Source organism: Holophagales bacterium (assembly GCA_016719485.1).
Lineage (GTDB): Bacteria > Acidobacteriota > Thermoanaerobaculia > UBA5066 > UBA5066 > UBA5066.
The window spans coordinates 20422-40237 of record JADJZB010000004.1 but is presented as its reverse complement, the minus strand read 5'-3'; the positions used below and the strand labels follow the sequence as shown (position 1 = coordinate 40237).

General features: G+C 67.6%; 14 protein-coding genes and 3 pseudogenes. 10 read left to right on the top strand and 7 right to left on the bottom strand.

Features of this window, described 5'->3' with window-relative positions; translation table 11 throughout:
- Window positions 1-60 precede the first annotated feature (60 nt).
- The 10 genes and pseudogenes from IPN03_03150 to IPN03_03105 all read left to right on the top strand — a co-directional run bounded on the left by IPN03_03150 (window position 61) and on the right by IPN03_03105 (window position 11501).
- Window positions 61-1258 (top strand): annotated as a pseudogene (locus IPN03_03150) (AAA family ATPase).
- A gap of 52 nt (window positions 1259-1310) precedes the next feature.
- The gene (locus IPN03_03145; protein ID MBK9372740.1) at window positions 1311-1841 is read left to right on the top strand and encodes a DUF4276 family protein; all 531 of its coding nucleotides are present in this window, start codon (window positions 1311-1313) and stop codon (window positions 1839-1841) included.
- A gap of 42 nt (window positions 1842-1883) precedes the next feature.
- A pseudogene (locus tag IPN03_03140) lies at window positions 1884-3235 on the top strand (AAA family ATPase).
- A complete protein-coding gene (locus tag IPN03_03135) occupies window positions 3232-3831 on the top strand; it encodes a hypothetical protein (GenBank protein ID MBK9372739.1) in 600 nt (199 codons plus the stop codon). The pseudogene IPN03_03140 and the gene IPN03_03135 overlap by 4 nt, the downstream one beginning before the upstream one ends.
- A gap of 8 nt (window positions 3832-3839) precedes the next feature.
- Window positions 3840-6369: pseudogene (locus IPN03_03130) on the top strand (PglZ domain-containing protein).
- Between the two features lies 1 nt (window position 6370).
- Complete coding sequence (brxL, locus tag IPN03_03125; GenBank protein MBK9372738.1) at window positions 6371-8422, top strand: protease Lon-related BREX system protein BrxL; 2052 nt, start codon at window positions 6371-6373, stop codon at window positions 8420-8422.
- A 73-nt stretch (window positions 8423-8495) separates the two neighbouring features.
- A complete protein-coding gene (locus tag IPN03_03120) occupies window positions 8496-9449 on the top strand; it encodes a phospholipase D family protein (GenBank protein ID MBK9372737.1) in 954 nt (317 codons plus the stop codon).
- Between the two features lie 15 nt (window positions 9450-9464).
- Window positions 9465-9656 (top strand): hypothetical protein, encoded by a 192-nt coding sequence (locus IPN03_03115; protein ID MBK9372736.1) that lies wholly within the window; start codon window positions 9465-9467, stop codon window positions 9654-9656.
- A 13-nt stretch (window positions 9657-9669) separates the two neighbouring features.
- Window positions 9670-10473: a hypothetical protein gene (locus IPN03_03110; protein MBK9372735.1), complete on the top strand. Its 804-nt coding sequence runs from the start codon at window positions 9670-9672 to the stop codon at window positions 10471-10473.
- Between the two features lie 68 nt (window positions 10474-10541).
- Window positions 10542-11501, top strand: coding sequence for a restriction endonuclease (locus IPN03_03105; GenBank protein ID MBK9372734.1), 960 nt, complete (start codon window positions 10542-10544; stop codon window positions 11499-11501).
- A 1240-nt stretch (window positions 11502-12741) separates the two neighbouring features.
- On the opposite strand, the gene IPN03_03100 is transcribed toward IPN03_03105, so the two are convergent.
- The 7 genes from IPN03_03100 to IPN03_03070 all read right to left on the bottom strand — a co-directional run bounded on the left by IPN03_03100 (window position 12742) and on the right by IPN03_03070 (window position 19750).
- Window positions 12742-13965 (bottom strand): protein kinase, encoded by a 1224-nt coding sequence (locus tag IPN03_03100; GenBank protein MBK9372733.1) that lies wholly within the window; start codon window positions 13963-13965, stop codon window positions 12742-12744.
- 3 nt (window positions 13966-13968) lie between these two features.
- Window positions 13969-15747 carry a protein phosphatase 2C domain-containing protein gene (locus tag IPN03_03095; protein ID MBK9372732.1) on the bottom strand — a complete coding sequence of 593 codons (1779 nt, stop codon included), beginning with the start codon at window positions 15745-15747 and terminating at the stop codon, window positions 13969-13971.
- Window positions 15748-15755: 8 nt separating this feature from the next.
- Window positions 15756-16424, bottom strand: a complete 669-nt coding sequence (locus IPN03_03090; GenBank protein MBK9372731.1) for a VWA domain-containing protein — start codon at window positions 16422-16424, stop codon at window positions 15756-15758.
- Window positions 16421-17236 carry a hypothetical protein gene (locus IPN03_03085; GenBank protein MBK9372730.1) on the bottom strand — a complete coding sequence of 272 codons (816 nt, stop codon included), beginning with the start codon at window positions 17234-17236 and terminating at the stop codon, window positions 16421-16423. The genes IPN03_03090 and IPN03_03085 overlap by 4 nt, the downstream gene beginning before the upstream one ends.
- 203 nt (window positions 17237-17439) lie before the next feature.
- On the bottom strand, window positions 17440-18366 hold the full coding sequence (locus tag IPN03_03080; GenBank protein ID MBK9372729.1) for a hypothetical protein: 927 nt from the start codon (window positions 18364-18366) through the stop codon (window positions 17440-17442).
- A gap of 4 nt (window positions 18367-18370) precedes the next feature.
- Window positions 18371-18691 carry a hypothetical protein gene (locus tag IPN03_03075; GenBank protein MBK9372728.1) on the bottom strand — a complete coding sequence of 107 codons (321 nt, stop codon included), beginning with the start codon at window positions 18689-18691 and terminating at the stop codon, window positions 18371-18373.
- A gap of 768 nt (window positions 18692-19459) precedes the next feature.
- The gene (locus tag IPN03_03070) at window positions 19460-19750 is read right to left on the bottom strand and encodes a hypothetical protein (protein MBK9372727.1); all 291 of its coding nucleotides are present in this window, start codon (window positions 19748-19750) and stop codon (window positions 19460-19462) included.
- Between the last annotated feature and the right edge of the window lie 66 nt (window positions 19751-19816).

Here is a 19816-nt window from a genome sequence, read left to right as displayed (position 1 = left end):
TGGGCGGGGGCGTCGAGGTGGCCGTTATGCTCTCGCAGGAATCGAAACGAGGGACCCGCCATGAGAGTTGAGTCAATTCGCCTGAAGAACTTCAAGGCGTTCCGCGACGTCGATATGCGCGAGATACCCGGCTTCTGCGTCCTCATCGGGGCAAACGGGGCTGGGAAGAGCACTCTCTTCTCGGTATTCGCATTCCTGCGGGATGCGATGGCGACGAACGTCACGACGGCCCTGGCGAAGCTCGGCGGGAGCCGGGGTTTCCAGGAGGTTCGCTCCCGAGGCTGCGAAGGAGCGATCGAAATCGAGCTCAAGATCAGGGCGGACCTCGGGCGATCGAAGCAGAGCCTCATTACCTACTCGCTGGAGATCGGTGAGGTGTCGGGTCGGGCCGTGGTCGAGCGGGAGGTCCTGAAGTACAGGCGGGGCAGCGGCGGTCAGCCCTGGCACTTCATCGATTTCAGCGGGGGAACTGGCGACGCGGTCACGAACGAGATGGAGACCGTCACCGACGAGACCCAGCTGAAGCGGGAGCGCCAGACGCTCAAGAGCCCGGACATCCTCGCTATCAAGGGCCTGGCGCAGTTCGAGCGGTTCCCGGCGGCGGTCGCGCTGGGGACGCTCATCGAGAACTGGCACCTGTCCGACTTTCACATCAGTCGGGCGCGGCCGGAGCAGGAGGCGGGATACGCCGAGCACCTGTCGCGCGAAGGGGAGAATCTCTCCCTGGTCGTCGAGTACCTTCAGAAGCAGCACGGAAAGGTGTTCAAGGAGATTCTGGAGAGGCTCGCGAGCCGCGTCCCGGGGATCACGAGCGTAGATTCGAAGGTCACCGAAGAGGGACGCGTTCTGCTCAGGTTCCAGGATGGCTCGTTCCAGGACCCGTTCCTGGCTCGATACGTCTCGGACGGAACGATCAAGATGCTCGCGTACCTCGTCCTCCTCCTCGACCCGAACCCGCACCCGTTGCTCTGCGTGGAGGAGCCGGAAAACCAGCTCTACCCGGCCCTGCTCAGCGAGCTTGCCGAGGAGTTCCGGAGCTACGCGGCGCGCGGAGGCAAGGTATTCGTGTCGACGCACTCGCCCGATTTCCTCAACGCCGTCGAGCTCGACGAGGCGTTCTGGCTGGTCAAGAAGGGCGGCTAAGCACGGAGGTCAAACGAGCGAGGGACGACCAGCAGGTGGCGGCCTACATGGCGGAGGGCGACAAGCTCGGGTACCTCTGGAAGCAGGGATCTTCGAAGGAGCCGACCCGAAGTGAAGCACCTGGTGTTCCTCCTCGAGGAGCCGTCGGCCAGGGATCTCTCGAGGGGCTGCTGCCGAGGCTGCTCCCCGCGGACGTCGGGGTCTACTACCTGGTATTCGAGGGAAAACAGGACCTGGAGGGGCAGCTCGTTCGAAAGATCCGTGGGTGGCAGAGGCCGGATGCATCGTTCGTCGTGCTTCGCGATCAGGACGCTGCGGACTGCCATGTGGTGAAGGCCGGCCTGGCGAAGCTGGTGGCACAGAGTGGTCGAGAGCCGGTTCTCGTACGCGTGGCGTGCAAAGAACTGGAGGCCTGGGTAGTCGGTGACTGGCCTGCGGTGTCGAAGGCTTTCAACCGACCGCAGCTCGCCTCCCAGGCGACGAAGGCGACCTATCGGGATCCCGATCAACTCGTGCGCCCCGTGGAGTCCCTCCGGAAGTTCCTCCCCGAGTATCAGAAGCGTGCGGGAGCTCGAAAGATGGGTAAGCTGCTCGATCCGGAACGCAACCACTCGAAGAGCTTTCAGGTGTTCTGCGCGGGCATCCGGAAGGTCGCTGGGCAGGCCGAGGGAACCTCGAAACAGGACCTGCGCCGTTGATACTCTGCCCGATAGCCGTCCGAAGCTGAAAGGATCTGCGAGATGCTGGAATACCTTCAACTCAACCACGTCGGCCCCGCGGATCGGCTCGAGCTGCGCTTCGCTCCCCGCCTCAACCTCCTCACCGGTGACAACGGGCTCGGAAAGAGCTTCCTGTTGGACGTGGCCTGGTGGGCCCTGACGCGGAAGTGGCCGGCGGACCTGAATCCGAACCTGGCAACCGGGCTCCGGGCGCGACCCACGCACGGGAAGATCGGGGATGCGTCGATCGAGTTCAGATTCTCAGGAAGAACGGTTCCCTTCGAGTACCGAAGCGAGTACGACCGGGCAGACCAGGCGTGGACGGGAAAGCCGGGGCGCCCAGCCATTCCCGGGCTCGTCCTCTACGCCCTCGTGGACGGAGGATTCGCTCTCTGGGACCAGGCGCGGAACTACTGGCGGAGGAAGGGAGACCTCGACGTGCAGGAGCGTCCACCCGCCTACGTCTTCAGCGCCCGCGAGGTCTGGGACGGACTCGAGTCGGAACAGGGCGCCCTGTGCAACGGGCTGATCCGGGATTGGGCCTCGTGGCAGAAGGAGAACGGCGAGGCTTTCGCCGAGCTTCAGCGGGTCCTGAGGCGTCTCTCGCCGGCCGACGAAGAGATCCTCGGAGCCGGAGAGCTGACCAGGGTGTCGCTCGACGACGTGCGTGACATGCCGACCGTCAGGATGCCCTACGGACAGGACGTCCCGATCGTGCATGCGTCCGCTGGGATTCGTCGAATCGTCGCGCTGGCCTATTTGCTGGTCTGGTCGTGGCAGGAGCACGTCCGGGCGAGCCGCCTCCTCCAGCAGGAGACGGCCGAGCAGGTGATCTTCATCGTCGACGAGATCGAAGCCCACCTGCACCCCCGCTGGCAGCGGTCGATCCTGCGATCGCTGATGGGAACGGTCGAGGCGTTGACGGGGAGACCGCCGGGCCGTCCAGATCGTGGCGGCCACGCATTCGCCGCTCGTCCTGGCGTCGGTAGAAGCGCTCTTTGATCCTGGGAGGGACGCCTGGTTCGATATCGACCTCGTCGTGGAACACGGCCGCTCGAGGGTCTCCGTCGAGAGGAAGCAGTGGGAGCGGACGGTGAGGTGGGCAGCTGGCCGACGAGCGAGGCCTTTCGACCTCGGGAGCGCGAGGGTCGCTGGAGGCTGAGAAGGTGCTCGAGGAGGCCGCGATGGCGCTCTCGGATGAGGGCTTCGACACGAGGCGGGCCGTGGAGCTCGACCGGAAGCTGAGGACGTTGCTCGGAGATACCGACCCCTTCTGGCTGCGCTGGCGGTTCGTGGGCGAGAAGCGTGGATGGCTCCCGCCGGACACGTCCGGCGACTCTAACCAGGGCCCACTGAGAGGCCTCGTCGGGTGATTCCCGTCGCGCTTCAGCCCGAGCCGGAGGGCTTTGACGAGAAGGTCCGGCAGAAGGGGAGCAGCTGGCTTCGCGGGAAGGGCCTGAGCGCGTCTTCCACTCTCCCGGACGGCGAGTCCCTTCAATCGTACTGGCGCGCCTGCCTGGACGACCTGCATCACGCCTACAAAGGCGTCTGTGCCTACCTCAGCGTGTACATCGAGCGAGTCCTCGGTGCGGGTACGGTGGATCACTTCGTCCCGAAGTCGCGGTCGCTAGGGCTCGCGTACGAGTGGAGAAACTACCGTCTGGCGTGTTCGCGGATGAATAGCCGGAAGAGAGACTACGAGACTGTCCTCGACCCGTTCGATCTCGACGAGAGCCCGTTTCACCTCGAGCTCGTAACCGGGAAGATCTACCCGAAGCCTTTCCTGCCTCCCGCTCTCACAGCATCCGCCCTCGCGACGATCGAACGCCTAGGGCTCGACGACGCGGATTGCCGGGAGATGCGGACCCGGCACTTTGACGAGTGCTGGCGCGGAGATGTCTCGCCCGCCTACCTGTCACGAGTGTCGCCCTTCGTCTACCAGGAGGCCCGGCGGCAGGGTCTCCTCTGAGGAATCCGATGCACCCTCTATACGACTATGTCGCTCGGCAGGCGGCCGATCGGCTGAAGGCCCGGCGGATCGTCGTCTGGTACGACCAGAGGCGGGAGTTCGAGGCTTTCATCGGCGAGGCCCGGGGCGGCCCGGGGCCAGTGCCGGGAACGTCGTCTCTCGCCCTGGCCGGGCAGGCCGCGACGCTCGCAGAGTTCGATGGCTCGTTCCTCGCGGTCCGGGTGGCGGTCGAGCCGCTCGTGTCGGTGGATGCGCCAGGCCGCCCTCGTCTACGTCCCGGGCGTCGAGAGGGACTTGGAAGGGGTCGCCCTGATGGAGCTGGAGGCGGCAGGGGAGGCCTACGAGCCGCAGCTCAAGCGCATGGCCCGGAACGTCCTCCGCCAGAAGTACACGGACGGGATGATCGACGACCTCCTCGCGCCGGAGAAGGTGACGTACGAGGAGCTGGCCCGGGCCGCCTCGAGAGCGGGGCGGAGCCGCCGTCGCCCTCAAGGTCGTCTTCCACGGGACACTGGGGAGCGAGGCCGTCCTGGCGTCGTGGCTCATGAGCGACGGGCGGGACGCCGAGATCGTCGAGAAGGGGGCCGTCCCGGAGCTCGCGAAGCTCGTGAAGGCCCGCCTCGGGCTCGAGGTCCCGGCCGACGCGGACCCCACGAAGCTGAGAGCCATCGTCGCCCGCTACGTCCTGGCCGGGGAGTTCCGGCTGGACCTTCGGTGCGAGCCGCCGGCGTCTCTCCAGGCAGTTCCGGTTCCGCCGTCGAAGGGGGACGAGGAGGCCGTTCGGGGAATGGCGCAGCACCTCCGGGAGCGGCATGCCGAGGGCTACGTGGCGCTCGCCGACAAGGTCGAGTCGCTCCTGGGCCTTGCCGGGGCGAAGGTCCCCGCGGAGGCGCTCGGGTCGATCGACACGTTCCGGTTCGAGGAGCGGGCGCTCCTTTCGTACTGCGGCGGGCTCATCGTCTCCGGGCGTTTCGACGAGGCGCTGGCCATCGTGGCCGAGCGGGAGCGGAGCTTCTGGCTCGAGCGGGACGTGGTGAGGAAGGCCCACTGGGAGGCCTGCCACCTGATGGCCGAGCTGGGGCGGGAGGCACGCACGGTACGAGCGGCCCTGCCGGGGGCGGGGCCTTCCCCGGAAGCATGGGTAGAAGGCTACGTGCGAGAGGGGGCTGGCACCGGTTGGACCTCCTCCAGCGGCGCCTCGAGTCGCTGATGACGAGCCTCGACGAGGACCCGGACGAGCGGGCTCTCGGGGTCGTGAGGCGAGCCTACGAGGACGCCCAGCACGAGATGGCGCTGGGGTTCACGAAGGCGCTTCGGGGGGCGGGATTCACGGTGGGCGGAAAGCTCCACCAGACGCGGGTCTTCGCCGACGTCGTGACGCCCCAGCCGAAGCCGGTCGCCTACCTCCTCGTCGACGCGATGCGGTACGAGATGGGCGTGGAGCTGGCCTCGCGGCTGCCGAAGGGGGCCGAGGTCGACCTGCGGCCTGCCCTCTGCGCGCTCCCGAGCATCACGCCGGTGGGGATGGGGGCGCTCATGCCCGGGGCCTCGGGGAGCTTCGCCGTCGTCGAGGAAGGGGAGAAGCTCGGCGTCCGTGTCGACGGGTCCTTCCTGCCTGACCTGGCGGCGCGCCGGAAGCACGCGATCGCGAGGGTGCCGAAGCTCGTCGACCTCACGCTCGACGAGCTCCTGAGCCTTCCCGCGGGGAAGCTGAAGAAGAAGCTCGAGGGGGCGCCGGTCGTCCTCGTGAGGTCGCAGGAGATCGACCAGGCGGGCGAGTCGGGGTTCACGTTCCAGGCCCGGCGGGTCATGGACACCGTCATCGACAACCTCGCCCGGGCGATCCGTCGGCTGACGGGCGCGGGGGTCGGGAGGACGGTGGTCACGGCCGACCACGGACACGTCTTCTTCCCGGTGGCGCGGGACGAGTCGATGAAGACCGAGGCTCCGGGCGGAGCGACCGTCGACCTTCACCGCCGCTGCTGGATCGGGCGGGGCGGCGCCACGCCGGCCGGGACGATCCGGGTTCCCGCCTCGGCGCTCGGCTACGCCTCGGACCTCGAGTTCGTCTTCCCCGAAGGGGGCGGCGTCCTGAAGGCCGGGGGCGATCTCGCCTTCCACCACGGTGGGACGTCGCTTCAGGAGATGGTGATCCCGGTCCTGACGGTCCGGATGCCGGGAACGGAGGCGGCGATCGAGGCCCAGGCGGCTGTCGAGCTGAGCGGCATCCCGACCGCGATCACGAACCGGATGATGGCCGTCACGGTGTCGAGCCTTCTCGGAGGCGTGTTCGGGGTGTCGTGGGTGTCGGACGGCCGGCGCGTCGGGAAGCTGTTCGGGGCCGTCCCCAGCAAGGGGACTGCCGAGGTCGACCGGGACGCTGGCACGGTCACCTTGTCGCCAGCCTCCACGGCGGCCCTCGTTCTCCTCCTCACGGACGACACGGTGAAGGAAGTCCGCCTGACCCTCCTCGACCCGGCGACCGATGCCGAGCTCTACCGATCCCCGGGACTCATCCCGGTGAAGCTGGGAGTCTGAGATGACGAACGAACTGGCCGGCGTGGCCGTCCCCGCCCGGGACGCCCTCGACGACAAGGCGAACAGGCACTTCAGCGGGAAGGTCGTCCGGAAGGACCTCGTGCGGAAGGTGAAGGTCGGGACGAACGTCCCGGTCTTCGTCCTCGAGTTCCTGCTCGGCAAGTACTGCGCCTCGTCGGACGAGGCGGCGATCCAGATGGGCCTCCAGGTCGTCAACGACACGCTCGCGAACAACTACATCCGGCCCGACGAGGGGCAGAAGGCCCAGAGCCGGGTCAAGGAGAACGGCCGGCACTCGTTCATCGACAAGGTGAAGGTCCGCCTCGTCGACTCGGACTACTGGGGCGAAGGGGTGAACTTCGGGAACAAGTTCCTCCACGTGCCGAACCACTACGTCAAGGAATACGAGCGGCTCCTGATGGGGGGCATCTGGGCCCAGGTCGACATGCGGTTCGAGTACGACGAGGAAGGGAAGGGGAAGAACCCGTTCTGGATCGAGCGGCTGACGCCGATCCAGATCGCGACGTTCGACCTCGACGAGTACCGGCGCCTCCGGCGGGAGTTCACGACGGACGAGTGGATCGACCTCGTCCTCCGGAGCATGGGGTACGAGCCGGCCGAGATGACGCGCCGGCTGAAGCTCCTCTTCCTCCTCCGCCTCGTCCCGCTCTGCGAGCACAACTTCAACCTCGTGGAGCTGGGGCCGCGCGGCACCGGCAAGAGCTACGTCGTCCAGGAGATCTCCCCCTACGCGGCGCTCCTGACCGGCTCGCCCACCGTCGCGACGCTCTTCGGCTACGTCACCGGCAAGCAGAAGGGGCTCGTGCAGCTCTGGGACGTCGTCGCCTTCGACGAGGTGGCCGAGCTGAAGAACATGCCGAAGGAGCTGATCCCGATGCTCCAGACCTACTGCGAGTCGGGGCAGTTCCAGCGCGGGTCGGAGGCGACGAGCGGGGAAGCGAGCCTCGCCCTCTTCGGGAACACGAACCGGCCGGTGGACGTCCTCGTCCAGTCGAGCCACCTCTTCGAGCCGCTCCCGGAGAACGTCCGGACGATGGCCTTCCTCGACCGGCTGCACGCGTACGTGCCGGGGTGGGAGATCCCGAAGATGCGGCCGGACCTCTTCAGCAGCCACTACGGGTTCGTGGTCGACTACCTGGCCGAGGCCCTGCGCGAGCTCCGGAAGCTGAACTTCACGGAGATGGTCGAGCGCGACTTCGCCTTCGGGAGCCACCTCGTCCAGCGCGACCGCAAGGCCGTCCAGAAGACCTTCTCGGGCCTGATGAAGCTGATCCACCCCCACGGCGAGGCGACCCGGGAGGAGATGGCCGAGCTCGTCGAGCTGGCCCTCGAGATGCGGCGGCGGGTGAAGGAGCAGCTGAAGAAGCTCGGCTCCTTCGAGTACCACCAGACGTCGTTCAGCTACATCGACCGCGAGACCGGCCTCGAGAGGTTCGTCGGCGTGCCCGAGCAGGGCGGCCGGAACCTGATCCCCACCGACCCGCCCGGCCCCGGGACGGTCTACACCGCCGGAGTCTCGGACCAGAGCATCGTCGGCCTCTACCGGGTGGAGGTCTCCGTGGCCTCCGGAACCGGCAAGCTGAAGACCGCCGGCGGCCTCTCGGGCGAGATGAAAGAGTCGGCACAGCGGGCCTTCGCCTACCTCAACTCGAAGAAGACCGAGCTCGGCGTCGGCCGCGACGTCGACACCTCCGACTTCCACGTCCAGGTCATCGACCTCATCGGGAACCGGGTCGAGGCGGAGATCGGCGTCGCCGTCTTCGTCGCCTTCTGCTCGGCGCTCCGCCAGACCTCGGTCGCCCCGGCCCTCCTCGTCCTCGGCGACATGAGCGTCCAGGGGAACATCAAGGCTGCCCGCTCGCTCGCCGAGCCGCTCCGGGTGGGCATGGATAACGGAGCGCGGCGGGCGCTCGTTCCCATCGAGAACAAGCGGAGCTTCCTCGAGGTCGCGGCGGATGTCGTGGAGCACGTCGACCCGGTGTTCTACGGGGATCCGAAGACGGCGGCTATGAAGGTCCTGGGGATGGCGTAGAGGGGCCGGGAGAGGCCAGGCCGGGCCGGGCTGCCCCGGCCCGGGCCGATGAGCAGCCTCCGGAGGTGGGGAGATGGCCACGAAGTTCCATTCGGACGATTCCTGGTCGAGGATCCGAGACCTGGCCAAGAAGAGGGGCCGGCGGCTGGTGGCTGTTCCATTTCTCGGGAATGGAGCGATCCGCCGCTTGCCGCTTCAGGCCGGCGATCTCCTTATCGTCAGACTCGACGAAGCCACGGTGAAGAGCGGTCAGACCTCGCCGTTCGAGATCGGGAAGTTCCTCCGGAAGGGCGTCGAAGTTCACGCCCAGTCGAACCTGCACGCGAAGGTATTCGTCTTTGGGAAGACGGCTGTGATCGGCTCGACGAACGTTTCGACGACGTCGGAGGAGCACCTCCTCGAGGCAGTCGTGGAGACGTCGGATCTGCGGGCCGTTTCAGCTGCAGCGACGTTCGTCCGTTCGCTCAGGGGGGATGTCGTCACCCCCCAGTATGCGAAGCGGCTCGAGAAGATGTACGTGCCGCCAAGGATCCTCGGGGCCGGAAGGCCAAGGTCTCAACAGACGATGCGGGGTGCTGGCCAGTCCGTGCTCTGGGCGGTGAAGCTCGAAACGGGAGCCTGGATAGACGAGGATTACGTCCAGCAAGATGCCGGGGAGCCCCTCGCACGGAAGAAGCTGAAGAACACCCGACACTACGTCGTGGACGATTTTGTCTGGACGCCCGCAGGGTTCGGCAGGAAGGTGCGGGTTGGGCAGCGGGTTCTCCAGATCGTCGAGGAGAGCAGCGAAAGAGTGTACGCGGAGGCCCCTTACCGTGTCGTGCGGGTACAGCGGTATCGGGTTGGAAACAGCAGCCGTGTGATGGTATTCGTCGAAAGGAAGAAGCGCTCCCGCCGCGTAGGCCTCGGCAGGCTGCTCGAGAGACTGGGCCCGATGGGCGAGCGGCTAAACGGGCTGAAGACCTCGTTCGAACTCAAGGACAAGGCGCTCGTCTATCAGCTCGGGCAGATCTGGGGCACGGACTAGCATGAGGAGTTGCAGATGAAGCTCACCCTCTCCCCGCTCAAGGTTCTCCTGGCGCTCGAATCAGAGGGCGGCGACGTGTCGGCCTACATAGAGCACAACGTCGTGCTCTGGCGAAGGGTGAACGGCGCCTTCGAGACCCTGACGGACGAGACGCTGCTGCTAGAGGCCCGGCCGGAGTCCTGGTTCCGGACTTCGAATACCGGTTAGGCTCCTTCAACGGATGACATCCTCGCCCCAGCTTGACCCTGCCCTTCAGGCGCACGGCCTCGCAGCGGAACTCATTGCCACCGTCGATGCCCTCGTTGAGCACCTGCGCGACCTTCGCGTCCCACAGATTCCCCGTGGCACGCCATCGCTGGTGGCCAAGATCCCTTTCAAGGTGCTTGTGTACCGCCAGGTCATGACGTATCGCGCCTGTGATCTCGCCGAGGCCTACGTGCGCGAGGCCAACGCTCGGGCTTTCATTCCGTGCTTCCTGCTGTCTCGTGCGCTCTTCGAAGGCGCTTGTGCTCTCTATGACCTCGCTCTGCGGATCGACGCGCTCGTGGCTTCAGACGCCACGAAAGACGTCGAGGCCTTCGATACACACGTCATGGCCCTCATGCACGGCACGAAGTCCTCGAACTGGCGTGCCCTCGGCGCCTCACTTCAGTCTGTCAATGTGCTTACGCTGGTCGACCGCGTCGCAAAGAAGGTCGGCACCTACGTGACGGAAGCGTACGAGGACCTTTCCGAATTCTGCCATCCGAACGCTGCCGGCGCTGCCACAAGCTTCGCGCCTCCCGAGCTGGCGGAACGAGCGGCTGTCTTCGTCGCCTCGCCGGCGCTCTCAGATTCAACCGGGGTCGCGTGGCACATTCGGGCCACCAACGTTGCGCTGTACCTTCATCTACAGGCAGCGGCAATGATCCAGAGCAGCTCCCCCTCCCTCGTAAGCCTCTGCGAGAGAGCCATCCACGAGGCCGGCACCTGGCCCGCCTCTGTGCCGTACCCATCTCAGTCTAGTGGCCAGGGCGGAGCTTAACCCGGCATGCAACGGACTCGCTGCGCTCGCCGCTGATGCCACGGTCAGACTCCTTTCACGTTCTTCAAATGCCACATAAGCAGGGCGCACGGCAGGACTGGCGGCTCTTTGAACGGGCCGTCGCCTCATTCGTCTCGGCACTAGAGCCATCGGCATCCGTGCGCGTCAACGCGCGTCTGCCAGACCGACACACCGGACGCCTCCGCGAACGGGATGTCTGGGTCGAGACCTCTTTCGGCGGCGTATTCCCGCTGAAGATCCTCATCAGCTGCAAACGCCTTCGACGCCCGGTGAATGAGCAGGATATCGACGCCTTCGCAGGAGAACTGGCTTCCTCCGGCGCCCACAAGGGTGTCCTGTATTCCTTCCGAGGCTTCACCTCTCCTGCACTCGAGAAAGCGGCGGCCCTCGGCATCTGCGCGTGTCGCCTGCTTCAGAACGAAGCCGCGGACATCCCATCGCGGCTGCCGTTCTACGCATTCTGTGTCGTGCCCGCCATCTCCGTTGGCCTCGTGGCGCCGCCGCCGCCGAATCGGCCGCTCTCGACCTTCGCAGATCTGTTCTCTCTCCGATCGGGCGCCGACGAGTCCGGCCCTCCTTTCGGATCGTTCGTTGCTTCCGTTCTCATCCAGGCCCACGCCGACGCGCTCGCCGCACTCACTCCGGCCGACGCCCTTCCCAGCGTTCGGGAGAAGGTCGTGATCATTCACGACAACGCCGGGGAGGTTCCCGACATCAAGGTGTACATCGGCCTTCGCTGGCTGGTCTACAGGGGTACTGCATTCATGAATCTCCTGAACGGTTCCTACTCCTACACCACCGGCCAGTTCGTCGGCACTCAGGCCATCACACTGCGGCCGCCGGCTCAACTACCGGATACCGCCTGGGAGCTGCTCGAGGGCGCGCAAGAGGTCACGGAGGCTTGGGGCGTGACGTTTCGGAAGCCGCTCGGCGATGTGCCGCAGATTCTCCAGGACATCCTGGGCCCACGTCCGATCGAATACTCGATTCCGAAAGACGGCGCCTAGCCCGGTATACAGTGGATTCGCTGCGCTCGCCGCTGATGTCACGGTTAGGCATTAACGCTTCGTCGTGTTCAACGAGGTAATGGGCTTGAAACGAACCATCTCGGCTCTGCACTCCTCCGATGTCGACGCCTTCTTCTCGCGCCTTGGGTTGCTCGAGGCCTTTGCGGCAGGCGCGCTGACCTGCCATGTCTGCGGTAGCGTTCTCACCGCACAGACCTTTCGAGCGGTAGGGCGGCGAGGGAGAGACTTGCACTTCGTCTGCACGCGTCAAGACTGCGTCACCGCATTCATCGAAGCTCCGCCGGAAACACCGAAATGAGTGCGCTGCTCAACCTCGTGGAGCGCTACGGATTGTTGGCGTGCATTCCGCTGCTGCTTCTGCTCTTCCTTCGAATTCTGCTAGATGAAGATCGTTCAGCGTTGTGGCGGGGCCGCATCTTCAAGGCGGTGTACGCCATCAGCGGTCGTGCCGAAGACGAGAAGCAGTACATCCGTCATGACCTGCGCGGCCGCCTGAATCTCGCCAGAAGGCGACTCTGTGCGAACGGCGTACCTCTCCCCCGTGGCAATAGACGTTCAGTGGGTCGACGGAGGCTGCGGCGATGCCTACGACGTCGCCGATGGCGAGTTCGTTGTCAGGCTCGATCCGAGCACTCATCAAGAGCGCAACATCGCACTCCTCGCGATGGCCATCGTACGGCGCACAACGCTTCAGGGCATTCGTCACCTGGTCGAACGCCCTCTCGCGACGGCGATCGATCTGAATCTCGTCCGCACGCTGCTCACCAAGGCGGGCAACCGGGCGGCCCTCGACTGGTTCCTGGCTGACAGCGTTACGCCCGCCCTAGGTTCGGATCCGGCCATTCGAGATCAACATGGACGCATCGCACGACTAGATGAGCGCGGCATCTTTACGCACATCCTCCTGATCGAATTGAGCGACTTCGCGGCTCGGGTGCAAGGGAGGGAGCCTCGTCCGTTCATGGTGGGCGAGGTCGAAGGCCTCGTGAACTTCCTCTACGACATCGCCGCCTGCCCACCAGGGGCTCAGGTTCCACTTCAGTACTCACGCGCCTTCATCAAGCTCGGCGTCATCCTCGTTGCGAAGCCGGCCACGCTCCTCAGGAGCGTCGAGCCTTACATTCATGCGATGCAGATCAACCTCGAGCGCGGTATTCAGTCGATCTACGCCCTCGTCCTTGACAAGGAGTGGCTCGGCGAGACGAAACCCGAAGACGCACTACGGTTCATCGAACAGCTGAAGGCGCTCGAAAAGGGACAGGATGATGGGCGTCCGGTCCGGCAGCCGCACCCATCCGTGCCCGTTCATGCGCCACGTCCCGTTCCGCCCGCAGGACTCCACGAGGAGATCTGGTCCGATCTTCCGGAAGACCGCATGTGTGCCACTGACCTTCGGGCTGCCGCCGAGGTGCGCCCGCCCGACGCGAACGGAGGCCTCGTCGATCGGGATGGCCCGGCCGTCACGGAGGCGGAGGAGCCAGTCAGGGAATCCGCCGCCGCATGCCGGACAGGCGATCTTGGACGGGTCGACGAGGAAGGGCATGGAGCAGTTGTCGCAGATGTGGACCGTCTTCAGCGCCGCCAGGAGTGCTGACTTCCAGGCGCTGGTCGACGGACGCTCGTCGGGGTCCGGACTGAGCGAGAGGCGGAAGAGCCGCTGGAGGTCGGCGTTGATCGCCTCGCGGGGCACGCCTCCGGCGCTCTTCGGCCGGTTCGCGCGGGCCGGGTCGTGGACCCAGCCGCCCATCATGGCCTGCTCGAACATCTCGGGCGTCGCGTCGGCGCCGCCGGCCGGGTGCAGGAGGAGGACGACCTCGTGCATGAGGACGCCGAAGGCGAACCGGTCGGAGCGCAGGTCGGGAATGGCCGGGCGGCCGTCGCGTAGGGCCGCCCGGAGCTCCGGGGCGATGTAGAGGATCTGGCCGACCATAGGCGGGGGAGAGACGCGGGGCCCGGCGAAGTTGTCGAAGTCGATGATCCCGGGCTGGAGCGTGTCGCCCGCCACCGCGACGAGAACGTTCGAGCCGTGGAGGTCGCCGTGGGCGATGCCGCGGCTGTGGAGCGCGTTGACCGCGTGGGCCAGGGCGACCGCAAGCGTGAGGGTGTGGAAGATGGTGAGGCCCGGGTGGGAGAGGACCTCTTCGAGCGGTTCTCCGGGGAAGAGCTCGGCGACGTAGCCGACGCCCGACGGGCCGACGACGAGGTCGCGGGGGCCGATCAGGACCGGGCAGAGCCTATCGAGGCGCTGGGCGATGAGGTACTCGAGGCGCCGTTGCGTCTCGGCGCGGTCGAAGCGGTCGTGGAAGAGCTTGAGGACGCCGGGTGTGCCGGTCCGCGACCGCCGGACGAGATAGGCGCAGCCCTGGCCGCCCGGCGTGAAGGTCTTCTCGATGGTCACCGACTCCCCGGAGGCGCACTTGATGACGGTTCCGGCGGCGAGCACGGATCACCTCCTGGCCAGCGCCGGCCGCTGGATGGTGACGGCGGGGGCTGTCGCCCGAGGGGCGGGCGTGCAGAGGATCGCGAAGCTCAGGTTGTCGTCGCAGACGTACATGGAGCCGTCCTTGGCGGAGGCGAAGTCGGAGACGACGAGCGAGGCCACGGCCTGGGCGTCGCCGTCGTGGGAGCCGAGGAGCCGAACGACGGAAGCGGCGAAGCCTTCGGGAACCCGGTCGAAGACACCGTCCGTGCCGACGAGGAGGCTGTCGCCAGCGCGGCGGGGGAGCTTGCCGACGACCGGCGTCCCCTGAAGGACGGGACCGAGGCTCCCGGCGACGACGTTGGCGATGCCGTCGGCCTTCTGCGGGACGAGGAACGTATCGATCGTCCCCGCCTGCCGGACGACGACGCCTCCGCCGTCACCGAGGTAGCAGTAGCCGTAGGTCGAAGGAGTGCCGACAACGACGATCAGAGTCGAGCGAAAGCCGTCCCGGGGTTCGGCCCGCCCGGCTGCACGGGCCTGCCGGCAGAGGGCCGCCGCGCTGTCGAGGAGGGCTTGCTCGGCCACGAGCTCCGGGTGGGCGGGAGCCGCCGGCGACGTTCCGAGCGCCTCGGCGGCCGAGAGAGCGGCGGCTCCCACCGCGAGCCGGGCGGCCTCCTTCCCGTGCGGGAGGCCACCGAGGCCGTCGGCGACGACGAGCACCGCCGTCGAGTTGACCTCGAAGACGATCGCGGCGTCCTGGTTCTCCTTTCGGACGTTCCCGGTGATCGAAGCGACGCCGGCGCCCCAGCTGCGCGTGGCGGCCCTCGGCAGCGTCGCTACACCGCGGCGCTTGGCTTCGGCTATGAGGGCGCCAAGGGCGGCCTCGGGGCTCTCGGCGTTCAAGAGGGCCGGAGGTTCCGGGGAGCGGGTGGTCGGCACCTCGCTCTCCACCGGCGCGATCGAGGGCGAAGTGATCTGGGCCTCGAGCCCGAGGGCCGCCTCTATGCGTCCGAGCCGGGAGCCGAGCTTCCGGCGGTCCCACGCGAGGTAACCGAGCCCCGAGAGAAACGCCATGCCGACGACTGTCTCGATGCCGGAAGTCGATTTCTGCTGCGGCAGGCCTCCCGCGGCGGGTCGACCGGCCGGCGCCACGGCGTTTGGCGCCGGCACGAGGACCGGTGCGCGCGCTTCAGATGCATCGGGCTCTGGCGAGGAGCTCTCCCCGCGGGCGCTCGCCTCGGCATTCCCGTTCGGTTCCGCCGACGCCTGCACCGGGAGGGTGGCGCGCTCGCCGTCCTGTGGTTTCGGGGACGGGGCCTTCGGCTTCGATGACTTCGAGCTCGGGCGCTTCTGCACGGCGGGCAGCTCCTCGGAAGACGGGGAGGCGGAAGTGGCTACGGGGGTCGGGGCCGGAAGCTCTTGGGCGAGCACTCCGCGCGCCATGAGGAGCATCACGAGGAGGACGACGGCGGCCGCCACGGCGAAGAGCGCGACGGCCCACTCGACGATCGGCCACCACGTAGGGAGGTGACGCGGCGTGGCGAGGCGCCGAGGCGAGGGAACCGGCTGGGGGCGGGTGGGTTTCCGCTCGGCCGGCCGGCGGGCAGGGTGCCGGCCGACCGAGACGGCGACGGGCGAGCGGGCGGGCGACGGGGAGGTAGGCAGAGGCGAGACGGGTGCCGGAGCCGACGCCAGCGCCGCGGGAGCACGCGGAACGGCGACCGACAGGCTCGGCGAATGAACGTCGACACCGATCTGCTGGAGGTAGTCCAGATGCTCCGGCGGGGGGACGGCGCGGCTCACGGCAGCCCTCACCGGGTGATCGACGCGAGGGGGCCGGCGGCCGGGACACCGGCGGCGATGGAGTGGGTGAGCGTGGCACCGACGGCGGCGAAGAACTTCCGGAGTTCCCGGCCGTCGCGGCACCGGTAGGCGTGCGCCGGCGAGGAAGCGATCTCGCGGAGGAACGCTTCGTCGGCATCCGAGCCGAAGGCGACCGTCACCACGTCCGCAACCGCCTTCAAGCTGGCCGCGACCGTCCGGGCGTCGCCGCCGCAGTTGGGCCGGCCGTCGGAGAAGAGGAGGACGACCGGGCGCGACGCGGCGAGGTCTGCCGGAGCGTTGCGGGCGATTCGCTCCGCCTCGGAGAGGGCATCCGCGACGTTCGTCGAACCGGAGGCGGTGAGCGGTGCGAGGTGCCCGACGAGGCTGTCGGCGGCTTCGGGCGGCTGGACGTTGGAGACGGACGTCGAGAAGTCGATTACTGCGACGGTGAAGACGCCTCGGTTGGCGGGAGCGGCGAGCTCTGTGGCGAGCGTGCGGGAAGCAGCGTCCGCCTCCCGCGCCTTCTCGCCGGACATCGACGACGAGGCGTCCCGGACGAGGATCGCGAGCTGCTGCCTGCGGCACGCCGTCACGGGCCGGGCGAGTCCGGTCGAGAAGGTGCCGACGCGCTGGAGGGTGGGGATGACGCTCTTCACCGCCCACCTCCCGGCATCGTCATCGGGAGCGTTCCGCCGGCGCCGATGGTCGCGATGAGCGATGCGCTCACCTGGGCGGCCGCATTCTGCAGATCGGCGCGATCCGGCGTGTTCGAGATCGGCATGAGGAGTCCACCTGCCGCGCTCACGAGGGCCTCGAGCTCCTTCGTCTTCTGGCAGACGGCGTAGAAGAGCAGGTCCTTGTCGCGGATCGCCTTCCCGATCTGCGTCGCGGTCGCCCCGGTCCGGTCGGGCTTCGTGTCGTCTGTGAGGAAGGCGACGAAGGCGCCGCGCGTCCGGCTCTTGTCCATGGGCCAGGGAACCGTCTCGAGGAAGTTGCGGATGCCGTCGAGGTGAGTCTCGGGTGCGTCGCCGCCGCCGCCAAAGGTGATGCCGCGAATGTCGGCCATCGCCTGCTCGCGCGTCCCGCCGGCGGTGTGGAGGACCGGCGCCTCGCCGCATTCCTCGTCGCCGTGCGTGCCGACGTAGACCGTGAGGCTCTTCACCTTCGCCGCGATGGTCTCGAGGAGCACCTCGGACGAAAAGGCGATTCCGGCCTGGAAGGCGGCGGACGACCCGGTGCGGTCGATCTCGATTCCGAGCGTCACCTCGACCGGGAGCTTCGGCCGCGCGGCCGGGCGAATGGACGACATCTTCGGGACGAGGAGGGAGCCCTGTTTCCGGTTGGCGCCGATCGACGTCCCGAGCGCGGCCCCGCAAGTGGGGCAAGTCGGCGGGAGCGTCCCCGTGAAAATGGACTGGCACGACGGGCAGAGCGTCATGGGTTTCTTCGAGGGAGCAAAGGTGGTCATGTGGATCTCCTTTCGGTGTGGTCCGGTGCGCCTGCGACCTTCACCCGAAGGGACTCTCCTGCCCTGCACTCCGTCGAACTGACTCACTTCGGCGTGCTGAAGAGCCACTGCAGCGCCCAGCGCCCTTTCGCCGCTCACTCATTCGCTCGCGCCCCCTAAGCGCCGCGAAGCCGAAGGGTGCGAAATGTCTGTGGCGTGCGGGCTTACGCCGGACCGGGGTGCGAAGGCGACTTTGCACCCACCGTGAGCAGGGTCCGGAGGGCGGCGAATGCCGGCCGGCCGGCCGCTGGGGGCAGGGAGTCGACGACGACCGGAAGGGCGATCGAGGCGGAGGCCACAGCCTGCTGGATGGCCGCCACACGCCTGGAGCCCCGGGTCAGGACGGAGATGAAGGCCGGAGACGTTCCGGCGAAGGGGACGAGCGTCTCAGCGAGGGCGACGAGCCTCGGGACGAACGTCCGCCGGATCGCCTCCGTCCCGATGTCGATTTCGAGGGCCAGGAAATGTCCGGGGCTCTCACGCGTGGGCCGCCAGATGGCCAGGACGTCCGGAATCGCGGCCGGCCGCGGGTTCCACCGGCGCTCGAGGACCCAGGACGGTTGGGCCGAGGTCGGAGGGGCCGGGAGCCTCTCGATGATGAGGCGGCAGTCGACGACCCAGAGGTGGTGGGCGACAGCCGACTGGGCGAGCGGGGCGCGAAGGAGGAAGAGCTCGTCGTCGCGGGCGCCCTTCCTCTCGACGACGGCATCGCGGCCGGCCGGCCGGAGACGCAGCCGGTTGATGCCGACCTTGTTCCACCGCTCGATGGCGAGGAGGCCCCGGGCAGCGAGCTTCCGGATTCGCCGTGAGACGACGGCCTCGCCGAGTCCGGGGAAGACCGCTTCGTGAAGCTGGTACTGAGCGGCCTCCTGCGACCGGCCGATGAACGCGAGCGCCGAGACGTCGCGATCGGTGAGCGTCTCGGGAGGACGTCGCGGGTCGAGCGGCCCGATCGCCGCGGACCGGGGCCGCCCCGAACTTCCCGTTGCTCCGGAGAGGATGACGAGGTCGCTTCGAGCGCTGTCTCCTCGGTCCGGCGGTTCGTGCGGGGTCGGCCCCGGGTCGGCGCCCGCCCGGTCGGAAGGCACCATGGTCCTAGAACGCGACGGCTCGCGCCGGGAGAGTCTCGACGAACGTCGCCTGCTGCCTGAACTGGCGACGCACGTAGTGATCGATAGACGACGCCACGCGATCCGTGAGGTGCTCGGGGACGGTCACAGCGTACGACCGTGACCGGTCTCGCATCACGCGACCGTCGGGCGCCCTCCAGGCTCCCTCGACGTCGCCGCGGCGGGTGAAGCCGCCGGCAAGCTGGACGAGGAAGTCCTCGAAGGCGGCGAAGGCCGCGTCGGAGAACGGGACGGTGTCGTTGTCCGCGAGCGGAACGAGGAGCTCGAGTCGGGTCGTGTCGCGCATTGGGGTGTGGGGAAGGGGATACCAGGCAGCCAGCGAGAGTCGCGTTTTCGGGCCGAGGGCTTCCTTCCGGGAGAGAGGTGTTTCGGTGAAAGTGAGATGCCTCGTGCCCCGCCAGCCGTGGACTGCCGTCCTGCCGATCCCGTTCGGGACGGACGTCTCTCGCTCGAGACGAACGGCGGCGGTCGGGGGCGTTCCTGCAGGCCAGAGGGCTGGCGGGGTCGAGAGCAACCTGAGCGAGACGACAGGAGAGCCAGGATGCGCGCCGGTCCCGGAGGGTGGGTCGGTATCGGTATCCGGTCTGGCAGTCAGTGCGGCCAGTGCACGTAGGCACTGCGCGCGAAGAAAGCGGCGCCGACGAGTAACCAGGTGAGTGGCTCGCGGACCGCTCGCTCCGCGAACTTGAGAAACACGAATAGCGCGACCGAGAGCACGCGCAGAACGCGGAGCGTGAGGCGAAGCCACACGGATCGGCGGCGCCGACGCTTCGTCGACACAACCGGTGCGATCGAGGGGTCTGGTCCATAGGGGTGACGGTTTGGAAGTGGTACCGGGATCAGCAGCGCACATGGCTCGGGCGTCCGCCCAAGATCGAATTCTGAAGGGGCGACGGTCACTCCGTGCCCCGCCGGGACGAGGCCGCACTCCGGAGGTGCTGCGGGGACCACGTCGCCGTTCGCGTGTGGGGCCCGGCAGGTCTTTCGTGCAGCGTCCCGTCCCGGCGGGGCCGGTGGCGACGTCCAGGGGGAAGGGGCCGTCCGGTTGGTGCCGTCAGACGTTCTCGGTGTGGGTGTTCGCGATGCGGACGAGCTCCGGCTGAACGACGGTGGCGATGTCCTCGATCGGGTGCTCGGACCAGACGCGCACGAGGTAGACCGGGATCTCGACGACGCTCCCGAAGAGGAGGACGCGGAGACCGGTGTGCGTCGTGATTTCGATTCGCCCGTCGAGGTGCTCGCGCACGATGGAGCGGAGGTTCTCCCAGTCGGCGTCGTGAAGATCGAGGACGCCTGTAGGCGGTTGGACGGCGGGGACGACGATTCCGAAGTGGTTGTGGGGCATAGGGGTGAGGTGTAGGTGGGGTAGCGGGCGGTAGCTTCCTCCCTGGCACGAGCGAATGACGAGGTC

Excerpts from the sequence above, each read along its gene's own strand:
- brxL (MBK9372738.1), top strand. The coding sequence starts at position 6,371 with ATGACGAACGAACTGGCCGGCGTGGCCGTCCCCGCCCGGGACGCCCTC.
- IPN03_03120 (MBK9372737.1), top strand. The coding sequence starts at position 8,496 with ATGGCCACGAAGTTCCATTCGGACGATTCCTGGTCGAGGATCCGAGAC.
- IPN03_03115 (MBK9372736.1), top strand. The coding sequence starts at position 9,465 with ATGAAGCTCACCCTCTCCCCGCTCAAGGTTCTCCTGGCGCTCGAATCA.
- IPN03_03110 (MBK9372735.1), top strand. The coding sequence starts at position 9,670 with ATGACATCCTCGCCCCAGCTTGACCCTGCCCTTCAGGCGCACGGCCTC.
- IPN03_03105 (MBK9372734.1), top strand. The coding sequence starts at position 10,542 with ATGCCACATAAGCAGGGCGCACGGCAGGACTGGCGGCTCTTTGAACGG.
- IPN03_03085 (MBK9372730.1), bottom strand. The coding sequence starts at position 17,236 with ATGACCACCTTTGCTCCCTCGAAGAAACCCATGACGCTCTGCCCGTCG.
- IPN03_03080 (MBK9372729.1), bottom strand. The coding sequence starts at position 18,366 with ATGGTGCCTTCCGACCGGGCGGGCGCCGACCCGGGGCCGACCCCGCAC.
- IPN03_03075 (MBK9372728.1), bottom strand. The coding sequence starts at position 18,691 with ATGCGCGACACGACCCGACTCGAGCTCCTCGTTCCGCTCGCGGACAAC.
- IPN03_03070 (MBK9372727.1), bottom strand. The coding sequence starts at position 19,750 with ATGCCCCACAACCACTTCGGAATCGTCGTCCCCGCCGTCCAACCGCCT.